The 19,752-nt window shown below is 71.0% G+C and carries 18 protein-coding genes; 10 read left to right on the top strand and 8 right to left on the bottom strand.

Going from position 1 to position 19,752, the window contains the following annotated elements:
* Positions 1-27: 27 nt before the first annotated feature.
* Positions 28-483 carry a 30S ribosomal protein S19e gene (locus tag LCF40_RS06995; protein ID WP_114576949.1) on the bottom strand — a complete coding sequence of 152 codons (456 nt, stop codon included), beginning with the start codon at positions 481-483 and terminating at the stop codon, positions 28-30.
* 95 nt (positions 484-578) lie between these two features.
* On the opposite strand from LCF40_RS06995, the gene thiL reads away from it, so the two are divergent.
* On the top strand, positions 579-1,454 hold the full coding sequence (gene thiL, locus LCF40_RS06990) for a thiamine-phosphate kinase (RefSeq protein WP_224827888.1): 876 nt from the start codon (positions 579-581) through the stop codon (positions 1,452-1,454).
* Here the strand turns inward: thiL and LCF40_RS06985 are convergent.
* The 3 genes from LCF40_RS06985 to LCF40_RS06975 all read right to left on the bottom strand — a co-directional run bounded on the left by LCF40_RS06985 (position 1,451) and on the right by LCF40_RS06975 (position 4,406).
* The gene (locus LCF40_RS06985) at positions 1,451-2,575 is read right to left on the bottom strand and encodes a site-2 protease family protein (RefSeq protein WP_114576947.1); all 1,125 of its coding nucleotides are present in this window, start codon (positions 2,573-2,575) and stop codon (positions 1,451-1,453) included. The genes thiL and LCF40_RS06985 overlap by 4 nt on opposite strands.
* A gap of 74 nt (positions 2,576-2,649) precedes the next feature.
* Positions 2,650-3,612: an electron transfer flavoprotein subunit alpha/FixB family protein gene (locus LCF40_RS06980; protein ID WP_224827887.1), complete on the bottom strand. Its 963-nt coding sequence runs from the start codon at positions 3,610-3,612 to the stop codon at positions 2,650-2,652.
* On the bottom strand, positions 3,609-4,406 hold the full coding sequence (locus LCF40_RS06975) for an electron transfer flavoprotein subunit beta/FixA family protein (protein WP_224827886.1): 798 nt from the start codon (positions 4,404-4,406) through the stop codon (positions 3,609-3,611). The genes LCF40_RS06980 and LCF40_RS06975 overlap by 4 nt, the downstream gene beginning before the upstream one ends.
* 150 nt (positions 4,407-4,556) lie before the next feature.
* On the opposite strand from LCF40_RS06975, the gene LCF40_RS06970 reads away from it, so the two are divergent.
* The 6 genes from LCF40_RS06970 to aspS all read left to right on the top strand — a co-directional run bounded on the left by LCF40_RS06970 (position 4,557) and on the right by aspS (position 11,494).
* Complete coding sequence (locus LCF40_RS06970) at positions 4,557-5,024, top strand: TRAM domain-containing protein (RefSeq protein WP_114576945.1); 468 nt, start codon at positions 4,557-4,559, stop codon at positions 5,022-5,024.
* Positions 5,025-5,091: 67 nt separating this feature from the next.
* Positions 5,092-6,414, top strand: coding sequence for a DUF4129 domain-containing protein (locus tag LCF40_RS06965; RefSeq protein WP_224827885.1), 1,323 nt, complete (start codon positions 5,092-5,094; stop codon positions 6,412-6,414).
* Positions 6,411-7,139, top strand: a complete 729-nt coding sequence (locus LCF40_RS06960; RefSeq protein ID WP_157972361.1) for a DUF7269 family protein — start codon at positions 6,411-6,413, stop codon at positions 7,137-7,139. The genes LCF40_RS06965 and LCF40_RS06960 overlap by 4 nt, the downstream gene beginning before the upstream one ends.
* Positions 7,133-8,485: a DUF58 domain-containing protein gene (locus tag LCF40_RS06955; protein WP_114576942.1), complete on the top strand. Its 1,353-nt coding sequence runs from the start codon at positions 7,133-7,135 to the stop codon at positions 8,483-8,485. The genes LCF40_RS06960 and LCF40_RS06955 overlap by 7 nt, the downstream gene beginning before the upstream one ends.
* On the top strand, positions 8,482-10,128 hold the full coding sequence (locus LCF40_RS06950) for a hypothetical protein (protein ID WP_224827884.1): 1,647 nt from the start codon (positions 8,482-8,484) through the stop codon (positions 10,126-10,128). The genes LCF40_RS06955 and LCF40_RS06950 overlap by 4 nt, the downstream gene beginning before the upstream one ends.
* 55 nt (positions 10,129-10,183) lie before the next feature.
* A complete protein-coding gene (gene aspS, locus LCF40_RS06945) occupies positions 10,184-11,494 on the top strand; it encodes an aspartate--tRNA(Asn) ligase (protein ID WP_224827883.1) in 1,311 nt (436 codons plus the stop codon).
* Positions 11,495-11,667: 173 nt separating this feature from the next.
* Here aspS and LCF40_RS06940 read toward each other — a convergent pair whose 3' ends face one another.
* Positions 11,668-12,933: an MFS transporter gene (locus LCF40_RS06940; protein WP_318247890.1), complete on the bottom strand. Its 1,266-nt coding sequence runs from the start codon at positions 12,931-12,933 to the stop codon at positions 11,668-11,670.
* Positions 12,934-13,075: 142 nt separating this feature from the next.
* On the opposite strand from LCF40_RS06940, the gene LCF40_RS06935 reads away from it, so the two are divergent.
* Together LCF40_RS06935 and metX are read left to right on the top strand one after the other, a co-directional pair.
* Positions 13,076-14,377, top strand: coding sequence for an O-acetylhomoserine aminocarboxypropyltransferase/cysteine synthase family protein (locus LCF40_RS06935; RefSeq protein WP_224827881.1), 1,302 nt, complete (start codon positions 13,076-13,078; stop codon positions 14,375-14,377).
* Between the two features lie 117 nt (positions 14,378-14,494).
* Complete coding sequence (gene metX / locus LCF40_RS06930) at positions 14,495-15,691, top strand: homoserine O-acetyltransferase MetX (protein WP_114577061.1); 1,197 nt, start codon at positions 14,495-14,497, stop codon at positions 15,689-15,691.
* A gap of 153 nt (positions 15,692-15,844) precedes the next feature.
* On the opposite strand, the gene LCF40_RS06925 is transcribed toward metX, so the two are convergent.
* Positions 15,845-16,150: a non-histone chromosomal MC1 family protein gene (locus LCF40_RS06925; RefSeq protein ID WP_114576937.1), complete on the bottom strand. Its 306-nt coding sequence runs from the start codon at positions 16,148-16,150 to the stop codon at positions 15,845-15,847.
* A 231-nt stretch (positions 16,151-16,381) separates the two neighbouring features.
* Here LCF40_RS06925 and LCF40_RS06920 point away from each other — a divergent pair, with 231 nt between their 5' ends.
* Positions 16,382-16,579 (top strand): hypothetical protein, encoded by a 198-nt coding sequence (locus tag LCF40_RS06920; protein WP_114576936.1) that lies wholly within the window; start codon positions 16,382-16,384, stop codon positions 16,577-16,579.
* A 15-nt stretch (positions 16,580-16,594) separates the two neighbouring features.
* On the opposite strand, the gene LCF40_RS06915 is transcribed toward LCF40_RS06920, so the two are convergent.
* Both LCF40_RS06915 and LCF40_RS06910 read right to left on the bottom strand, forming a co-directional pair.
* On the bottom strand, positions 16,595-18,580 hold the full coding sequence (locus LCF40_RS06915) for an alpha/beta hydrolase family protein (RefSeq protein WP_224827880.1): 1,986 nt from the start codon (positions 18,578-18,580) through the stop codon (positions 16,595-16,597).
* Between the two features lie 73 nt (positions 18,581-18,653).
* A complete protein-coding gene (locus LCF40_RS06910; protein ID WP_114576934.1) occupies positions 18,654-19,751 on the bottom strand; it encodes a DUF373 family protein in 1,098 nt (365 codons plus the stop codon).
* Position 19,752: the final 1 nt, after the last annotated feature.

Raw genomic sequence — 19,752 nt, 5'->3', positions numbered from 1 at the left:
AAATGATTACGGCTACCGGCGACCGGCCTACGCGTAGCGCTCGAGTTCCGGACGGTCGAGTTCCTCCAGGACCTCGCCCGCGGTGTCGTCGAGGAGGCTGCGGCCCTCAGCGGTGACCCGCCGGCCCTCGCCCTCGCCGATCTCGACCAAGCCCTCCTCCTCTAGTTGCTGGAGGATCGTCCGGATCAGGCTCCGGGAACCGTCGGCGCGTTTGGCGGGCGCGACCTGGTAGCGGTTCGAGCCGCGTTTGGCGTTGCCGTACTCCGTCGAGAGCCGTTCGACGCCGATCGGCTCGCGGTCGGCGACCTTCCGGAGCAGGCTCGCCGCCCGGGTCGCCCAGAAGTCGGGCTGTTCGGGGGGGAGCTCGCGGCCGGCGCCGGTCTTTGCGAACTGCGCCCAGTCGGGTTCCTCGAGTCGGTCCGCGAAGTCCTCGGCGAGGGCCTCGATGAGGTCCTCGGCCGGGACGTCGTACATCGTAGCCATTGGGGTTTTCTTTCCCGTCGCGGCATTTAAGGACGTCGTTGTCGCCTCGTCTGCGGTTCCACACCGCTTTTCGCCTCCGGCCCGAAACGCCCGCCATGGACGAACGCGCCGCACTCGCGATGCTCGCGGGCGAACTCGATCCCGCGGGCGACGACGCCGCGGTCGTCGACGGGCTGGTCGTGACGACCGACATGCTCCACGAGACGACCGACTTCCCCGACGGGACCACCAGATACACCGCGGGCTGGCGGGCCGTCGGCGCTTCGCTGTCCGATATCGGCGCGATGGGAGCGGAGGCCGTCGCGGCGGTCGCGGTCTACGCCGACAGCGAGTTCGAGGAGGGGGAGCTCCGGGCGTTCGTCGGCGGCGCGAGCGACGTCTGCGAGGCGGTCGGCGCGGAGTACGTCGGCGGCGACCTCGATTCACACACCGAGTTCACGACCGCGACGACCGCCATCGGCCGCGTCCCCGAGACTGGATCGGTCCGCCGTGCGGGCGCCCGCCCCGGCGACGCCGTCTGTGTCACCGGCGAACTCGGACGGAGCGCCGCCGCCCTCGAGCTGTTCGGCCGAGGGGAGACCGAGAGAGCGAACGAGCTCTTCCGCTTCACGCCTCGAGTGGCGGCCGGCCGGGCGCTCGCCCCCCACGCGACCGCGATGATGGACGTAAGCGACGGGCTCGCCCGGTCGCTCCACCAGCTCGCCGAGGCCGGCGACTGCGGCTTCGCGGTCGACTCCGGGGCGATCCCGGTCGCCGGGGCGCTGGCGGAGGTCGCCGGGGGTCGAAAGGAGGCGCTCGAGCCGGCGACGACGTTCGGCGAGGACTTCGAGCTCGTCTTCGCGGTTCCCGAGGACCGTCTCCGGGAGCTCGAGGCGGCCACCGAGGTCGCGATCGCGAGGATCGGGACGGTCCGCGAGGAGGGAGTGGTGATGGACGGCGAGACACTCGCCGACGAGGGGTACACCCATTAGCCGACGATCTCGACGGGTACCGGCATGAAACAGAGCGCCCCGAGGGCGAACGTGAGGAGCCCGAGGGCGATCCGGCCGGGGCCCAGCCGCTGGTCGTCGACCGGGTGGGCCGGTCCGACGCGGGCGAGCACGAGCGCGAACAGTCCCCAGAACACCCAGACGAACACCGAGTTGCCGCTGTAGTTCTCGACGTAGTAGAGGTAGCCCGCGAGGCCGAACAGCGCCAGGGGAACCAGCCCCGCGATCGTCTCCTGGTACTCGCCGGCGACCGCCCGCAGGATGTGGCCGCCGTCTAACTGGCCGACCGGAATCAGGTTGAGGAAGGTGACGAGCATCCCGACCCAGCCGCCGACGACGACGGGGTTGACGCCCGTCGCGGGATCGCCGCCGTACAGGGGCCGGTCGACCGCGGCCGCGAGCAGCTCAAGCAGCGGCGGGTAGCCCAGCTGGATCGCGATCGCGTTCGGGTCGCTTGCCAATCCCGGGGGGGCGGTCACCGGATCGAGGTGAAGCCCGATCACCGTCACGATCACGGTGGCGACCAGGCCGGCGAGCGGGCCGGCGACGCCGATGTCGAACAGCGCCTTCCGGTCGGGCATCCGGCTCTTGATCCGGATCACCGCGCCCATCGTCCCGATCAGCGTCGGCACCGGGAGGAAGTAGGGCAGGGAGGCGTCCACGTCGTGATAGCGGCTCATCACGTAGTGACCCATCTCGTGGACCCCCAGGACGCCCATGATCGCGACGGTGAACGGCCAGGCCGTTAGCGCCGCTTCGGCGGGGTTCGCGATCGGATCGACGTAGTACCACTGTGATCCCACGAGCAGCGTCGAGACCACCGTCGCGAGGAAGAGGACGACGTTCGTCCACGGGATCCCCTCGATCCCCGAACTCGCCGGCTCGGCGACGATGACGTACTCGCCGTGGCGGGTCGTCAACCGCGCCTCGTAGCCCGCCTCGCGGAACTGGGGCCAGAGCCGACGCATCAGCGGCTCAGGGGGAACCTGGGGGTCGCCGTAGTAGACCAAGGTGTCGCCCTCGGCCCGGGTCTCGTAGACCGCAAACAGCGGGTCGATCGTCTCGGGAGGGAGGCCAGCGTCGGGGACGTCCGCATCGGCCATCGTGGGCGATTGGCGCTTGCCACGTATAAATCGACTGTCCGATGGCGTCGACCGGGACCCTCGGAACTCCGGGGCTACTCGAACTCCTCGATCAGCGCGGGGACGACCTCGAACAGGTCGTCGTGGATCGCGTAGTCGGCGATGTCCATGATCGGCGCCGACGGATCGGTGTTGATCGCGACGATCGTCTCGGAGCCTTTCATTCCGGCGACGTGCTGGACGGCCCCCGAGATGCCGACGGCGATGTAGACGTCGGGGGTCACGACCTTGCCGGACTGGCCGACCTGGCGCCCCTTCTCGAGCCAGCCGGCGTCGACGATCGGCCGGGAGGCCGAGACAGTCGCACCGAGTGCGTCGGCCAGATCGTGGATCAGCTCCAAGTTCTCCTCGTCGTCGATCCCCCGACCCACGCTGACCAGCACGTCGGCTTCGGTGATGTCGACGTCGCCACCTCCGACCTCCTCGAAGCCGTTGACCGAGGAGCCGACCCGCGACTCGTCGATCTCGAGTTCGAACGGTTCGACGCTCGCGTCGCCGGTGTCGGTCGTGGCGGGCCACTCGCCGGCCCGGATCGTCAGGACGGCCCGGTCGTCCGCGACCTCGATTTCGGTTTCGACTTTCCCGCCGTACATCTCGCGGGTCGCCACCAGCGGCTCGGCCTCGATATCGACGACGTCCGTGACGAGCGGGAGGGCCAGCCGCCGGGCGACCGCGGGGACGTAGTCGAGTCCGTTGACGCTGTTGGGCGCGAGCAGGTATCGCGGGTCGACTTCCTCGACGAGGGCCTCGACGGCCTGGACGTAGACGTCGTGGTTGAACTCCTCGCCGTCGGCGACGGTGTGGACGACGTCGACGCCCTCGCGGTTTGCCTTCCGGCCGAACGCCTCGACGTCGCCGCTGACGACGGCGACGTGGAGGTCGCCGCCGGTCGCCCCCGCGAGTTCGCTACCGGCGGTCACCAGCTGGTCGCTTACGTCCCGCAGGTCCCCGCGGCGGTGTTCGGCGATCGCCAGGACGTCCGGGCTCGGGGCGCTCATCCCTCCACCCCCACGCCCCGCTCGCGGAGGACGGCGGCGAGTTCGGCGGCGCTCTCCTCGGCGCTCCCCTCGAGAACCGTCGCCTCGGACTCGACGTCGGGCTCGGCCATCCCGATCAGCCGGAGCGCCCCCTCGATCGTCGCCGGCTCGATCCCGAGTTCGCCGGGGGTCACGTGCTCTAGCTCCTTGCTCTGGGCCGAGCGGATCCCCCGAAGGCTCGCGTATCGAGGCTCGTTGATCCCGGTCTGGATCGTGAGCACGGCCGGCAGCTCCACCGTCGTGAGTTCCTCAACGCCGCCTTCCAGTTCGCGGCGGACGTCGGCCGTTCCCTCTTCGGGAGAGAGCTCGAGGTCGTTGACGACGGCGGCCCACTGGCAGCCGACGTCGGCGGCCAGCGAGACGCCGGTGGCCATGAAGCCGGCGTCGCCCGACTGGACCCCCGTGAGGACGAGGTCGGGCTCCTCGCGGGCGACGACGCCCGCGAGGAGGGCGGTCTTCGCGCCGACGTCGAGCAGGTCGGCCGCCGCGCAGTCGTCGTCCCAGACCCGTATCGCGCGGTCGGCGCCTTTCGCCAGCGCCTGTCGGATCGTCTCCTCTGCCTCCTCGGGACCGACCGTCGCCGTCACGACCTCGTCGGCGACGCCGTCCTCTGCGAGCTGGACGGCCTCCTCGACGGCGTACTCGTCCCACTCGTTCATGTCGGCGCCGAGATAGCGGTCGTCGATCGCGAGCCCGTCGATCTCGAACTCGTCGTCGACGGTCGTCACCTCCGTCACCGCAACGAGAACCTTCATCATCGAACGTTCCCCTCGCCGTGCCGTAAACGTTTTCGGAAGCGTGCGCCCAGGGGTCGAGTCGGGGGTTTTCCGGCGCCTGCGAGCACAGCGATTCCGACGCCTATCCGAGTCGCAAGCTGTTTAACGCTACTCTGGCTACTGAACCCCATGGCGGACTGTCCACTCGCCGACGACTGCCCGAGCTTCGACGAGCAGATACACGGGATGGGGTGTCGCCACTACGGCGACCGGGGCGGCAAGGAGTGGTGTAACCACTACAGCCAGCCGATTCAGGACCTGAAAACCCAGCCCGTCAAGCCCGGCGAGGAGGTCGTCATCGACGTCGAGGACATGCACGAGAGCGGCGCCGGCGTCGGCCGGACCGACGACGGCTTCATCGTGATGGTCGACGGCCTCCTCCCGGAGGTCCGCGCCAGAGTCGAGATCACCCGGGTCCACAGCAACCACGCCCGCGCCGAGGAAGTAGAGCGCCTCCCGATGGAGGGCGACCTGGAGGACGCCGGCGAGGAGGGCGAGGACGCCGAGGGGAGCGAGGAAACCGAATCGGACGACGGAGGCAGGAGCGGACCGGATCGCGAGCGGCTGGGCAGCCGCGAGAACTTCTGGGGCTCGTAGAGCCCCGCCGAGTGGACTCCGCGGGCGACGACAAACTGTAAGTAGCGACTGACAGTATACCCTGGCAATGCCGAGAGACTCCCGTGCCGGGAGCCGGCTGCTCCCGGCCGTCGCCCTCCTGGTCGCCATCGGCGGACTCGCCCTCGCGGCGACGGCCCTGCCGATGCTGACGGGCGAGGCGCCGGCCGGCGGCAGCTTAGAGGACAGCCCCGACGCCGGCGGAGCCGGCGAGGAGGCGATCGAACGGACCGATCCCGAAACCGCGGGCGCGGCCGGCGGCGCCGCCGCCAGTGCCGTGGCCGACGACCCCGGCGCCGCGCCCGCGGGCGCCGACCCCGACGAGGAGAGCGTCGAGGCGATCCGCGAGGGGATCGGCGACAGCGAGGCCGGCACGGCGCTGCTGGGCGTCGCCGCGGTGTTCGCGACCGTCGGCGGCGCCGGCGAGGAGCTTCCCGCCGACGCCATCCGCGAGGAGGACGTCGAGGGCGTCGAGGACCTTGAGGGCTACGGCCAGGGCCAGCGGCGAGCCGGGGAACGCGAGGGCGACCTCGGCGTCCCGCCCGGATTGGGCTCGCTGGGCGGCGAGCTCGGCGATCTCGCGTCCGAATCCGCACCGGAGGGCGAGGGGAGCTCGGGGACCGCCCCCGACGCGGAGGATCTCGAGGGGATCGACGGCGAACTCGACGAGGGGGCGACCGAGCCAGGCGAGGACCCCGACGTCGGGGACGAGTCAGAGAGCGAGGCCGGCGACGCCGCCAGCGGGGCGGGCGCGGGCAGTTCGGGGTCCGAATCGGGCCTCTTCGAGGCGATCCCCGGTGGAGGGACGACCGTCGCCGCGGCGTTCGCCGCGCTCCTCGCGCTCGCCGTCGGGGCCGCCCTCCAGGGGGGAGCCGACGCCCGGTCGCTCCCCGGGCTGGTCGTCTCCGCCCTGCTGGGCGCGGTGGTCGCGGCCTCGCGGCGGCTCGAGGCACTGGTGGCGACCGTCGGCGACTTCCCGCTTAGGGAGCTTCCCGCCGCCCTCGCAGGGGCGGTCGCCGGGGCGCTCGCCGCGATCCGGACCCGGCTTGGCGGGCCGGGCGACTCCGGAGGCGAGTCCCCCGGAGCCCCAGCCGGGGACACGCCTGCCGGCGACGACGCGCCCTCGGCCGCCCGCGGGCGGATCCGGGAGGCTTTCGCGGCCGTCGTCGCGGCCTCGTCGCTGTCCCGGACGCGGATCGCGACGCCGGGCGACGTCGCCCGGCGGGCGGTCGAGTCGGGGGCCCCCCGCGAGCCGGTCGCGACGATCACCGACGCCTTCCGGGACGTCGAGTACGGCGGCGGGGACGCCGAGGAGCGCGTTGAGCGGGTGAGCGAGGCGAGCGAGGAACTCGAGGAGCGAGGCGAGGAGTGACCCGGACCACGATACGTCTCGGGGCGGTGACGGTCGCGGGCCTCCTCTTGCTCGCGGCCGGGATCTTCGTCGCGACCCGCCCGGACACGGTGACCGACGAGTTCCCGGCGCTGGTCGCCGTGGGAAAGCGGGTCGATCCCGGACGGGCGCTGCTCGCCCTGATCGGGACGCTCACCGTCCTCGTTCCCCTGCTCGTCGCCGTCGGCCGGTATCGCGCGGAGAGCGCGGCGCCCCTCGGCCGGTCGGCCGTCCCGGCGGACGAGGCCGACGGCGAACACCCGGGCGACCGGGAAGGAGAGCGTCCGGTCGTCGGGGGCGGCCTCGAGGTCGCGGTCCGGCGGGCGACCGACTACGAGGCGAGGGGGGGCGCGGCGCGGTCGGCCGCCCGGGAGACGGTCGTCGAGCGCCTCCGGCCGGTCGCGGCCGACGCCTACGCCCGCCGGGAGGGCATCGGCGAGGCGGGCGCCCGGGAGGCCGTCGAACGGGGCGAGTGGACCGACGAGCCGCGGGCCGCGGCCTTCCTCGGGGAGCCCTCGCTCCCGCTTTCGGTCTGGCTCTACGACCTGTTCACCGCCGAGGACCCCTACCGGCGGAGCCTCCGGGCGACGGTGGAGGCGATCGAGGCGGTCCAGACCGAGCCGGCGGCGTTCGGGGTCCCCGAACCCGAGCCCAGTTCCCGGCCCGACCGGGAGGACGCCGACGGTGAGGGGGTATCGGCGTGGTAGTCGAGCGCGTCGGCAGACACCGGATCGGCCTCGTCGCCGCGCTGGTCGCCTGCGGGCTCGCCGTCGCCTTCGGGCGTCCCGGCTTCTTCGCGCTCGCGACGGTTTCGCTCGGGGTCGTCCTCCTGTCCTCGCTGGGTGGCGAACCCGCCGGAGAGATAGAACTCGAACGGACGCTCTCGACCGACCGGCCCAGGCCGGGCAAGCCCGTGGAGGTCACCCTCGAGATCCGGAACGCGGGCGAGCGGACCCACCCCGACGTCAGGATCGCCGACGAGCCGCCCGCTGGCGCGGCGGTCGTCTCCGGGACCCCCGCGCTCGCGACGGCGATCCGCCCCGACGAGGAGGCCGTCCACAGCTACGAGATCGCGCCCCCGCGGGGTCGTCACGCCTTCGGCGAGGCGACGGTCCGGACGCGAAACGCCGTCGCGAGCGTTCGGACGACCGAAACCGTCGAGACCGCGGGCGACGACGCCGTCACCTGCGAGACGCTGCTGGACTCGTTTCCGTTCCGCGAGCGAACCGTCCGCTTCGTCGGCCGGACGCCGACCGACGGCGGGGGCAGCGGCGTCGAGTTCTACACGACCAGGGAGTACCGCCCGGGCGACCCGATCAACCGGATCGACTGGCATCGCTTGGCCCGCACCGGCGAGCTCGCGACCGTCGAGTACCGCGAGGAGCGGGGGGTGACGACCGTCTTCGTCGTGGACGACCGGCCGGGCGTCCACCGGCGGGGGCCACGGGGCGGCCCCGACTCCTTCGATCTCTGCCTCTACGCCGCCTCTCGGGGGATCGTCGCCTCCCTCGAGGAGGGCAACCGGACCGGGTTCGCCGCCCTCGCGGGCGACCTCGCGGTCGAGCCGGGGACCGGCGGCGGGCTCCGGGAACGGACGGACGAGGCCATGGCGGACCTGGATCGGCCGGCTGCCGTCGCCGACGGCGCCGGGGAGGGAGCCAGTGCCGGCGGCAGCGACACGGACGGCCGGGACGATGGCGACGGGGACGACGACCCATCGGTGGCCGCCCTCGTCTCCGATCTCGCCGCCCGGCTCCCGGCCGACGCCCAGGTCGTCCTCTGTACCCCGCTTTCCGACGCGGGGAGCGTCGAGGTCGTCCGCCGGCTCCGCTCGCACGGGCGGGTCGTCACCGTCGTCGCGCCCGACATGACGACCGCGGTGGCCGGAATCGGCTCCGCAAGCCGAAAGGGGCTGGGCGCGAGAGTCGCCGGGCTCGAGCGCGAAAACCGGATGGCGGCCTGTCGCGCCCGCGGGGCGACCGTCGTGGACTGGGATCTCGCGGATCCCCTCGCGGTCGATCTGGCGCGGGCGCTCCGCGGGGGTGGGCGATGAGCTCCGAGCACCCGGCGGGAGGCGACGACGGCGGCCGGTCAGCGGAGGTCACGGAGCGCGTCGAGAGCGGGGCACGGGCGGGCGCGGCCGCCGGGCGACGGGCGCTCGACCGAGTGCTCGAAACGACGACGGCGAGCGAGCGCGCCGCCGCGATCCTCGCGCTCGCGGTCGCGGTCGCCGCCGGGAGCGCGCTCGTCGGCCCCCGGCTGGGCGTCGTCGCGGCCCTCTCGGGGGTCGCCTGCGTCGTCGCGGCGGTGCCCCTCGCGAGCCGGCGGCCGGTCGTCAGGGCCGTGGGCGGGGTGCTCGCGGTTCCCGCGGCGACCCTCGTCGGGATCCCGGCGACGGTCGCGCTCGCGTTCGGCGTCGGGCTCGCGGGATCCGGACTGTTCGCGGCGGTCGCGCTCTGGGCGCTGGTCTACGCGGGGTTCGGGGCGGCGACCGTCGCCTGGCCGGCGGCGGGGAACGGCGGCGTCCGCCGGGCGGCGGTCGGTTCCGTGCTGGTGGGCGTCGGAGTTGCAGGCATCGTCGCCCTCCGGATCCTCCCGGACCCGGCGGTCCGCGAGCAGGGCTGGGTGGCCGCCCGTGCGATGCTCTCGGCGCTCTACGGCGTCCTCGTCGCGCCGACGGGGTCGTGGGCGACGCTTACCTTCCTCGCCCTCGCCGTCGTCACTGCGGTCGTCGTCGGCCGGGCGCTCGCCGCGTTCCCTCCCGAACGCGTTCTCCCGCCCGACCGCCGTGGCGCCCTCTCGGCGACCGGGGGCTCCCTCCGGACGCTCCTGCGCGCCGGCGCCTGGCTCGCGGCGCTGGCCGCGCTCGCGACCCTGCTGGTTCCCTCCGCCCTCGCCGGCGGGTTCGCCTCCCCGACTCGGCTCCAGGCCTACCTCCCGCCGGGGGTCGCCGCCGCGATCGTCGCCCTCGTCAGGGCACCCGCGCTCCGGGCGCTCCTGCTCGCGACGATCGTCCTGGGGCTGGCCGCCCTCGCGATCGCCCGGCTTCGGTCGGCGTTTCGACGGGGGCCGGCGGTCTCGCTGGCGGGGGCACTCGCCCCCGTCGCCGGCGGCGCGGCCGTGACGCTGGCGCTGGCCTGGGCGCTCGCGGACCCGGGGACCGTCGCCCGGCTCCGCGAGGCCGGAAGCGATCTGTTCCCCGCCTGGATCGTGGATGTCCTGCTCGCGATGGCGCCGTTCGCGCTCGTCTCCTTCGCCCTCGGGGTCGCATTGGTCACGCTCGTCGCGACCCTCGCGCTCGCGAGCGGGCTCCGGGCGGCCCGGGTGCTCCCCCCGCGGGCGATCGGCGCCGCCCTCGCCGCGGGTTCGGTCTTCGCGCTCGCGGCCGCCCTTATCGTCGTCTCCCGGCTCGAGGCGGCGGTGCTGACCGCCACAGCGGCGTTCGTCGTCTGGGACGCCGGGGAGTACGGGAGCGAACTCCGGACCGAACTCGGTGCGGGCGCCGCGACGCTCCGGGCGGAGCTCGTCCACGGCGGGGCGACGCTGCTGGGCGCGGGCGCGGTGGCCGGGGCGGCGATCGCGCTCCACCGGTACGCCGTCGTCGAGGCGACGCTGGGCGGCCCCCGCTTCGCGGCGGTCGCCGTCGGGATCGGCGTCGGCGCGGTCGTCCTCGTCGCCGTCGCGCTCCGCGGGTGAGAGGCCCTGACGGAGAACGGCTGCCCTTAAGTTCCGGCTGCGAGAACCGTGGGGTATGCAGGACAGAACCCATACTGCAGAGACCGAGCCGGGCGACGAGGTCACCGTCGCCGGCTGGGTCCACGAGGTCCGCGACCTGGGCGGGATCGCCTTCCTGATCCTCCGGGACGCCACCGGGCGGATCCAGATCAAGTTCGAGAAAGACGAGATGGACGACGAGCTCGTCGAGACCGGCCTCGAGGCCGCCCGCGAGAGCGTCATCAGCGTCTCGGGAGCCGTCGAGGAGGAACCGCGCGCGCCGACGGGCGTCGAGATCACCCCCGACTCGGTCGAGGTCATCGCGCCCGCAGACCCCGAACTCCCCCTCGACCCCTCGGGGAAGGTGGACGCCGAACTCCCGACCCGGCTGGACAACCGCACGCTCGACCTCCGGAAGGCGGAGGTCCAGGCGATCTTCGAGATCCGCTCGACGATGCTTCGAGCCGTGCGCGAGGAGTTCCACGAGGTCGGCTGTACGGAGATCAACACGCCGAAGATCGTCGCCACCGGGACCGAAGGTGGGACCGAGCTGTTCCCGATCACCTACTTCGGCCGCGAGGCCTTCATGAACCAGAGCCCCCAGCTGTTCAAACAGCTGACCGCGGGCTCGAACCTGGAGCGAGTGTTCGAGATCGGCCCGATCTTCCGGGCCGAGGAGCACAACACGCCCCGCCATCTCAACGAGGCGACCTCGATCGACTTCGAGGGTGCCTTCTGTGACCACCACGACGCGATGGACGTCGTCGAGGGCGTCGTGAAGGCCGCCTACGAGGCCGTGAGCGAGGAGTCGGCCGACGAACTCGAGACGCTCGGGCTCGGCGAGGAGGGCGACAGCGAGTTTTCGGTTCCCGACGGCGAGTTCCCCCGCCTCTCCTACGAGGAGGCGATCGAGCGGGTCAACGCGACGGGCGAACTCGACGACCAGCTGGTGTGGGGCGACGACCTCTCGACGGAGGCCGAGAAGGCGCTGGGGAGCGACGTCGGCGGCCACTACTTCGTCACCGACTGGCCCAGCGAGATTAAGCCCTTCTACATCATGGACCAGGACGACGACCTCTCGACGGGGTTCGACCTGATGCACCCCCGGATGGAGCTCGTTTCCGGTGGACAGCGCGAACACCGCTACGAGAACTTAGTGGAGGGGTTCGAACAGCAGGGCCTCGACCCCGCCCAGTTCGAGTACTACACGAAGATGTTCAAGTACGGGATGCCCCCCCACGCCGGCTGGGGCCTCGGTGGCGAGCGCCTGCTGATGACGATGCTCGACCTCGACAACATCCGGGAGGCCGTTCTCTTCCCGCGAGACCGGCAGAGACTGAGTCCGTAGGACGAGGTCTCTGAGAGCCAGCGAGGCGAGTGAAACGAGTCCCGCCGGACCGGCAGCGTTTGTCGCCGTAGGCGAGGACGCGACCGGTTGGAGCGTCCTCAAAACTGCGAGCGGGAGCGAAGCGACACGCGAGCGGCGACGACTCGTCCGTCGAGTGGGAGCCAGAGACCCTTTCAAGAGTCGTCGGCCCGCGAGAGAAAGCGGCTCCCGTCCTCGATCGAGAGTCGGAGCAGGACCGGGGCGGCGATGACCGCAATGGCAACCTCTAAGCCGCCGACGACGAGGAAAGCCAGCCCGTAGCCGTAGGCCTCGGCGACGGTCCCCCCGATCAGGAAGCCCGCGAGGAAGCCGAGGCTGCCGGCGACGTTGAAGCCGGCCATCGCGATCCCCCGTTCGTCGTTGGCCGCGAGATCGGTGACCAGCGCCATCGTCGCGGGAGAGACCATCGCGCCGAGGACGCCGACGACGACCATCGCCGCGGCTGCGAGCCCGACCGTGGGCGCGGCGCCGACCGCGAGGATGCCGACGCCGTAGCAGACCGAGCCGACGACGATCGGGGGCACCCGTCCGATCCGATCGGAGAGGGCTCCCATCGGGTACTGGAGCAGGGCGAAGGGGGCGAAAAAACAGGCGAGCAAGAGCCCCGTCGTCGCGGGGCCGACGTCGAACATGGCCTGGAAGTAGAGGGTGCCGACGAGCGCGAAAAAGCCCGCGGTGAGTCGGTCGATCAGACCGAAGGCGTAGGGAAGGAGGAGCTGAGGGGTTCGCCGGACCCCCGCGACGACCGCATGCGGGGTGCGCCGGGAACCGGGTGATCGGTCGGGGACGCGGGTGACGAGCCCGCCCACGCAGACGAGCAGGGCGGCGGCGACCGCGAGCGGGGCGATCGGGTCGACCTCCGTGAGCGCGCCGCCCATCGGCGCGCCGAGGGCGGCGCCCAGTCCGATGGCGATCCCCGCCGCACCCATGTTCCGGCCGTGACCGCCCTCTAGGTCCATCAGCATCGTCATCGTCAGCGAGAACGGGCCGATGGTCATCGCACCCTGGCAGATTCGCAGGAGGAGGACGGCCTCGAAGGGGAGAGATCCGACCGCGGGGACGGCTGCGAGCGCGGCGTAGCCGGCCGCGCCCGCGAGCGCCCCGGCGACGATGAAGGGGGTCCGGCGGCCGGCGGCGTCGCTCGCGACGCCCCAGACGCCGACGAACGCGACGTAGCCGACGAACTCCGCGACGACGAACCACATGCTCGCCTCGAGGGCCGTCCCCATCAAGGCCGAGGCGCCGGGATCCGCGCCGAGGGCCTCGACGAGCGTCGAGACGCCGGGATACAACAGGAGCTGGGAGAAGAGGACGGCGAAGACGACCGCCGCCAGCAGGGCACGGTCGCGGTCGTTTCGTTCCCTCGAGTACACGTCCGTCGGTTGGGCTCGGAGCGACATGAAGGCGTCCGTTCATCTTCGGCGCGGCCGTGGTCCGCGTCGATCCGAGGACACACCGGGCGGCGTGAAGGATCGACCCGCGGCCGGTCAACGTTGCCGTTACTGGCAGTCATATGAGTGTCCGGGAGTATGCGTCCAAAACATGAGCGACGACCCGGAGGACGACGGCGATTCCGATCGGTTCGGTACTCGAAGCGTCCACGCCGGCCAACGGCCGGATCCGGCGACCGGCGCGGTGGCGCCGCCGATCCACCAGACGACCTCCTACCGCTTCGAGGACGCCGCGAGCGCCGCGGAACTCTACGCCCTCGAGGGCGAGGGCCACATCTACTCGCGGATCTCGAACCCGACCGTCGAGGTCCTGGAGGACCGACTGGCCTCCCTCGAGGGTGCTCCGGGGGCGGTCGCGACCGCCTCGGGGATGGCCGCCCTCGACTCGGCGACGCTGATCCTCGCCGCCGGCGGCGACAACGTCGTCTGCTCGACGGACACCTACGGCGGAACGACCGCCTACTTCGCGAAGACCGCCGCCCGCCGGGAGATCGAGACGCGGTTCGTCCCGACCCTCGAGTACGACGCCTACGAGGCGGCGATCGATGCGGATACGGCGTTCGTCCACGTCGAAACGGTGGGAAACCCCTCGCTCGTGACGCCGGACTTCGAACGGGTCGCCGAGATCGCCCACAGCCACGGGGTTCCCCTCGTCGTGGACAACACGTTCGCGACGCCCGCGCTCTGTCGCCCCCTAGAGCACGGTGCGGACGTCGTCTGGGAATCGACGACGAAGTGGATCCACGGTTCCGGCACGACGGTCGGCGGCATCCTCGTCGACGGCGGCTCCTTTCCCTGGGGCGATCACGGCTACGGGGAGATCGCGGGCCAGAACCCCGCCTACCACGACGTCGACTTCTCGCGGGACTTCGCGGAGGCACCCTTCGCCGCCGCGGTCCGTTTCCGGTCGCTCCGCAGTCTCGGCAACCAGCAGTCGCCGTTCGACGCCTGGCAGACCCTCCAGGGGCTGGAAACCCTCCCGCTCAGAATGCGCCAGCACTGCGAGAACGCCGCAGTCGTCGCCGACTACCTCGCCGACCACGACGAGGTGGCATGGGTGACCTATCCCGGACTCGAGGGTCACCCGACCCACGACAATGCCACGGAGTACCTCACCGACTACGGCGGGATGATCGCGTTCGGTCTCGACGGCGGGTACGATGCCGGCAAGCGGTTCTGCGAGGAGGTCGAGGTCGCCCAGTTCCTCGCGAACATCGGCGACGCGAAAACGCTCGTGATCCACCCCGCGAGCACGACCCACGGCCAGCTCACCCCCGAGGAACAAGAGGAAGCGGGGGTCACACCCGACCTCGTCAGACTCTCGGTCGGGATCGAGGACCCGGCGGATATTCTGGCCGACTTGGAGCGGGCGATCTCGGCGGCGACGGAGTGACGGTCGGAGCAGAACTTACCGTAACTACGGGTTATATTGTCACCGAGTTCTATGCACATCACGTATGAGTGTGCGGGACCAGCGACGTGCGGGGCGGTCCGGGGAGCGGGGGGAACCGTGACGACGCGGGACGCCGTCTCCCTCGGCGCGTTCACCTTCGAGTGTGGGGAGTCGATCCCCGAACTCGAGGTCGCCTACGAGAGCTACGGCGAGTTCGACGGCGAGAACGCGGTGCTTGCCTGTCACGCCCTCACGGGGAGTGCCCACGTCGCGCGCCGTCCCGACGCGGGCGACGAAACCGCGGGCCAGGCCCGCGCCTGGTGGGGCGACGTCGTCGGCCCCGGGAAGGCCATCGACACAACCGAGTACTACGTCGTCTGTGCGAACGTTCCCGGCTCCTGTTACGGCACGACGGGGCCCGCAAGCGAGAACCCCGAGACGGGCGAACCGTACGGCACCGACTTCCCGCCCGTCACCGTCGGCGACTGGACCCGCGCCCAGCGAAAGCTGCTCGACGAGCTCGGCGTCGGCCGGCTCCACGCCGTCGTCGGCGGGAGCGTCGGCGCGATGAACGTCTTAGACTGGCTCCGGCGGTATCCCGACGACGTCGAGCGAGCGGCCTCGGTGGCGGGGGCCGCCCGACTCGACGCCCAGTGTCTCGGTCTCGACGCCATCGCCCGGCGGGCGATCACGAGCGACCCCGACTGGAACGGCGGCCACTATTATGGGGGCCCGGAACCCGAGGCGGGACTGGCGCGGGCCCGCCAGATCGGCCACCTGATGTACCTCTCGAAGGCCTCGATGGACCGGAAGTTCGGCCGCCGGTCGGCGGGCAGGGACGCCACGCGCGAGGACCCCCCCGACCCCGCGGCGGCCTTCTTTCCCTACCGTGAGGTCGAGTCCTATCTCGACTATCAGGCCGAGAGCTTCACGGATCGGTTCGACGCCAACAGCTACCTCTACCTGACGCGGGCGATGGACGACTTCGACCTCTCGGCGGGCTACGAGTCGGATGCCGACGCGCTGGCGGCGTTCGACGGCGAACTGCTCTGTCTGTCCTTTACCGGCGACTGGCACTTTACGGTCGCCCAATCGGACGCCCTGGCCGACGCCTGTCGCGAGGCCGGCGTCTCGGTCGCCCACCACGTGGTCGACTCCGACCACGGTCACGACGCCTTCCTCGTCGAACCCGAGAAGGTCGGCCCGCCGCTTTCGGCGTTGCTCGCCGAGGGACTGGCCGGCCGGGCGATCACGGACGTCCGCGACCCCGACGACGAGTTCGCGCCCGTCCACACGAGTCTCTTTTCGGACTGATAGGGTCGGAGACCAGTCAGTGCGCCGTCCGTCGCGACACGGTACCACGACCGAACGATAAATCGTCGTCTCCGACCCTATGATAGAAGACGGCACTGTCGCGAGCCGAGGGCTCGCGAGCCGGGCACCGCACCCGACCGACGACGGGACGGGCTACTCCTCTAGGTGTTCGATTCCCTTCTTCGAGACGTTGGCCTCGGTGATGTCCTCGGGCATCCAGTCGGGTTTGTCGTCGGGAGCCGTCTCCTCCCAGGCCCAGCCGTCGTAGATGTGGACCTTGTCGGTGCCTTTCTCCCGGAGCCGCAGTTCGGTCCGGTCGGCGGCGTCCTCGCTCGAGCCGGGCTCGAGCCGCCGGGCCGCCTTGAGGGCGGCCTGTCGGGGCGTGTTCCCGGAGAACACGCTCGATTCGTCGTCGGACTCGCGCAGCGCGAAGTTTCGCTTGCCGTCTTCTCGTACCATGGTTTTGCCTCCGTGCCAATTCAGCACACGATATGACATAAAGATATCCCCGGAAACCGGCCGCCGGCGCCGGTATCTTTAAGTATATCGTGCCGCCGGTCCTTGCCGGAGACGCGCCGGTCGAACCGCGACACCCGTCGGTGATCGGACCGGTACGTGATCGAGTCAGTCGCCAGTGGGTAGAAAACACTTAAGTGTATCCTACGGCGAGGGTCGGGATAGAACACCGCGATGGTACGGAAAAAGAAGTTGAGCCCGAGCGGGGCGAAAGACGAGGACGGCGACTACCACAACGTCCACCTCAACCTCCACGAGGACGAACTTGCCGTCGCGGGGATGGACATCGGCGACGAGGTCTTCGTTCGCGTCCGGGAGGACAAGATCATCATCCAGAAAGCCGACAAGGACCAGGTCGAACACGAGTTCTAGGCGTTCTCCCGATTCCTACGCCGATGGCTCGCCGCTCTCGACGGCTACGTTTCGACGGGCGAGCGCGGCGAGTGTCCGCTCTCGGTCGCACGTCCTGACGACGTCAAACGCGGTGAGCTCCGGTCGGAACGGGGGGTTTCGATCAGTCGCCATCTCAGCGAAGCTCGGGGCCATGTCTCGAAGGGCGACCCGGTCTACGTCCCGGGCAGCGGCCGCAGCGTACAGCGCGTGGGTCGCGCCGGTCCCCTCGCCGACGAAGGAGACGCGGTCGCCGCCGGTTTCTTGGCAGAGGAACTCTGCGGCCCGGATGACGTCGTAGACCCGCATCCCGAGCAGGGAGGTCCCGAGCAGCAAGGCGTCGTAGGCGAGTTTGAACTCGGTGCCGTAGATCCCGTAGTAGTCCTCGACCCAGGTCGGGATCGGAATCTCTCGGTTCCGAACCGCGCCGACCCCACGAGGATCGAAGACCAGAACCGCCCCGTACTCCGCCGCGAGAGCCGCGACATCGTCGCTCCGGGCGGGGAGTTCCTCCGTCCCACCCTCGTAGAGGACCACTGCGGGACCGTCGGCCGCCGATCGCGGATCGGAGACGAGGACACCCGCCACGACGGCGTCCGGATCACGCTCGGTCTTGAACCAGAGCCGTTCGACGTCCAGCCCCTTGACGGTGGTTCGCTCGACGACCCGCGGCGAGAGTTCACAGCCCTCGCGGTCGAGGTCGAACGTCTCGATCACGGCGTCTCGCATCCCCGAGGGATCCGATTCGACGCCGTCGTCCGATCCCGTTCCACCCGGCGTCGTTTCCGCGACGTACTCCCGGATCAGGTCGTCGATCGTCCGCTCGTCGGGGTAGGCCTCGCGGACGCTTCCCGCAGGCGTACACCGCAGTTCGGTCCGGGCGGCGATAGGGACGTCCTCGTGGGAGGTGTACTCGTCGTCGCCCAGACGTTCACAGAGCCACTCGAGGACGCCGTCGCCGAGTTCGTACACCGAGCAGTGGGGACGGTCGGCGACGACGAAGTTCACCCGTTCCCCGGCGCCGTACAGGTCGTAGATCCGGCGGGTGCGATCGACCGCCTCCCGGCTGCCCTCGATCGGAAAATACTCGTCCGAGGCGGCGGCGCCAACGCAGACCGGCCGTGGTGCCATCCTCGTGAGCAGGTCGTCGTAGTCGATTCCTCGGGGGATCGCGGCGGGGATCGACTGTTCGGCGTCGATCCGCTTGCCCGTCTTCAGCCACTCCCTGCGCGTGGTGACCGAACAACACGGCGCAGCAGCGGCGACCCGGTCGTCGAGGGCGGCGAGGTACAGCGTCTGGATCCCGCCGCCGGAGGAACCGGTGGCGCCGATCCGGTCGCCGTCGACGTCGGCTCGCGCCTCGAGGTAGTCGAGCCCGCACCGGGCATCATGGATCATGTACCGGGCGAGGTTTGCCCCGGCGTAGAAACACTTCTGGCCCGCATAGCAGTGGGCGAACACCCCGCCGCCGCCCGCGACAATAGCCTCGCCGGTCTCTGGATCGCGATACTGGAGGCGCTCGCCCTGAGCGATCGGGTCGACGATGAGAACGACGAACCCGTTGCGCGCCAGTTCGATGCAGGCCCGCTGGTTGTACGGATCCGCCTTCGGGTCGTCGACGTGGCCACAGAGAAAGAGAACTGCGGGATGTGGCCCCCGGCCGTCGGGAACGTAACAGTTTGCAGTCACGTGAAAGTCCGGCCGACTCTCGAAGACGACCGATTCGATCGCGTACCCTGTCCGGTCGAGCCGGCCCGTCGTCTCGATCGACGGGTCCGCCATCCGGTCGGGGAGCCCGCCGATGCTTGAGCGAAAGGCCGCTCGGACGTCCTCGCGGCGCCGTTCGAACTCCTCGCGGCTATCGATCGAGCGCTTTTCGGCCCGCGCGTCCGCGAACTGCTCTTCCGCCCGGGCCAGGACGTATCGCGCCATTCCGTCCTCAACGTCGACGTAGCCGTCGATGGCGTCGCCGAACCCCTCCATACCCCCGGAAGAGTCGACAGCGATCCATAAGTACTGTGGACGCCGGAGTCCGTGATCGGGTCTCTGCGACCGTTCAGGCGCCCTCGACGCGCCGCCCGCCCTCCGAGAGCCGGGACTCGGCGACGGCGAAGGCGAGCGTGCTCACGATTCCGAGTACGGTGCCCGCCGTGAGCGCCGTCGCCAGGTACGACGTCGAGGCCAGATCGAGGAAGTACGCGCTCACCGCGTGGAGGACGACCGCGATCGCGATCACGTAGAAGGGCGCGTTGAGGTAGCGCCACTCGAGGCGGTCGGCGATGTACTCGTCGGTGATCTGGCCCAGGCTGGTCGTGACGCCGGCGGCGGCGACCCACTGGACGGCGCCGTAGACGAACGCCGCGAGCGCCACCGGGGCGTCGGCGGCGCCTGCCGACGCCCCCACGTCCGAGACCGCGTTCATCCCGTTTACGCCCCCCAGAATCAGCAGGGCGACGGCGACGACGTAGGCGATCAGGGTCATCCGACCGGCGTACAGCGACCGGCGGGCGCCCTCGGCGGCCTCGTCGATCCGGTCGCCGAGCGCGAGGCCCCGCGAGATGAGGTACAGTCCCAGGAGGGCGGCCGTCGATCCGATCACGAGCCCCGGGAGGCTGAAGACGGCGCCGACGAGCGCGAGCGGGTAGATCAAGAGGAGGATGCCCATCGGGATCAGGATCGTCCCCCGGGTCTCGGGGTCCGCGAGGACCTGCTTCATCGTGTAGTAGATCGACTCCAGGTTCTGGGCCTGGCGGACGACGACGCGGCGGACGCCGTCGATGGGCACCCGAGAACGGATCACCGGCAGGACGGACTCGTCCTGGGCGCCGTCGGTGATGACGAGCGCGGTGACGTCCTCCCCGGTTTGGAGGCTCGCGAGGACGGTGTCTACCTCGTCGCCGACCTCGCGGTTGGCGGCGACGTCGCCCTCCTCGTTGCCGGTGACGGCGGCGACCTCGACGCTCTCGCCCTCGCTCGCGAGGTCGTCGTAGACGTGGACCCCCTGGAAGAGGACGTTGACGTCGCTGTCCTCGGGGTCCTCGGTCGCGAGCGCGACCGCGGCCTCCTCGACTGCCTCGCGGCCGATGACCGGCGTCGAGAAGCCGGTCTTGCGGCCGAGGTCGTCGTCGAGGTCGACACAGAGGATCAGCAGCATC

The sequence above is a fragment of the Saliphagus infecundisoli genome, from assembly GCF_020177375.1.
GTDB lineage: Archaea > Halobacteriota > Halobacteria > Halobacteriales > Natrialbaceae > Saliphagus > Saliphagus infecundisoli.
This window is presented reverse-complemented; position numbering and strand designations above follow the sequence as displayed.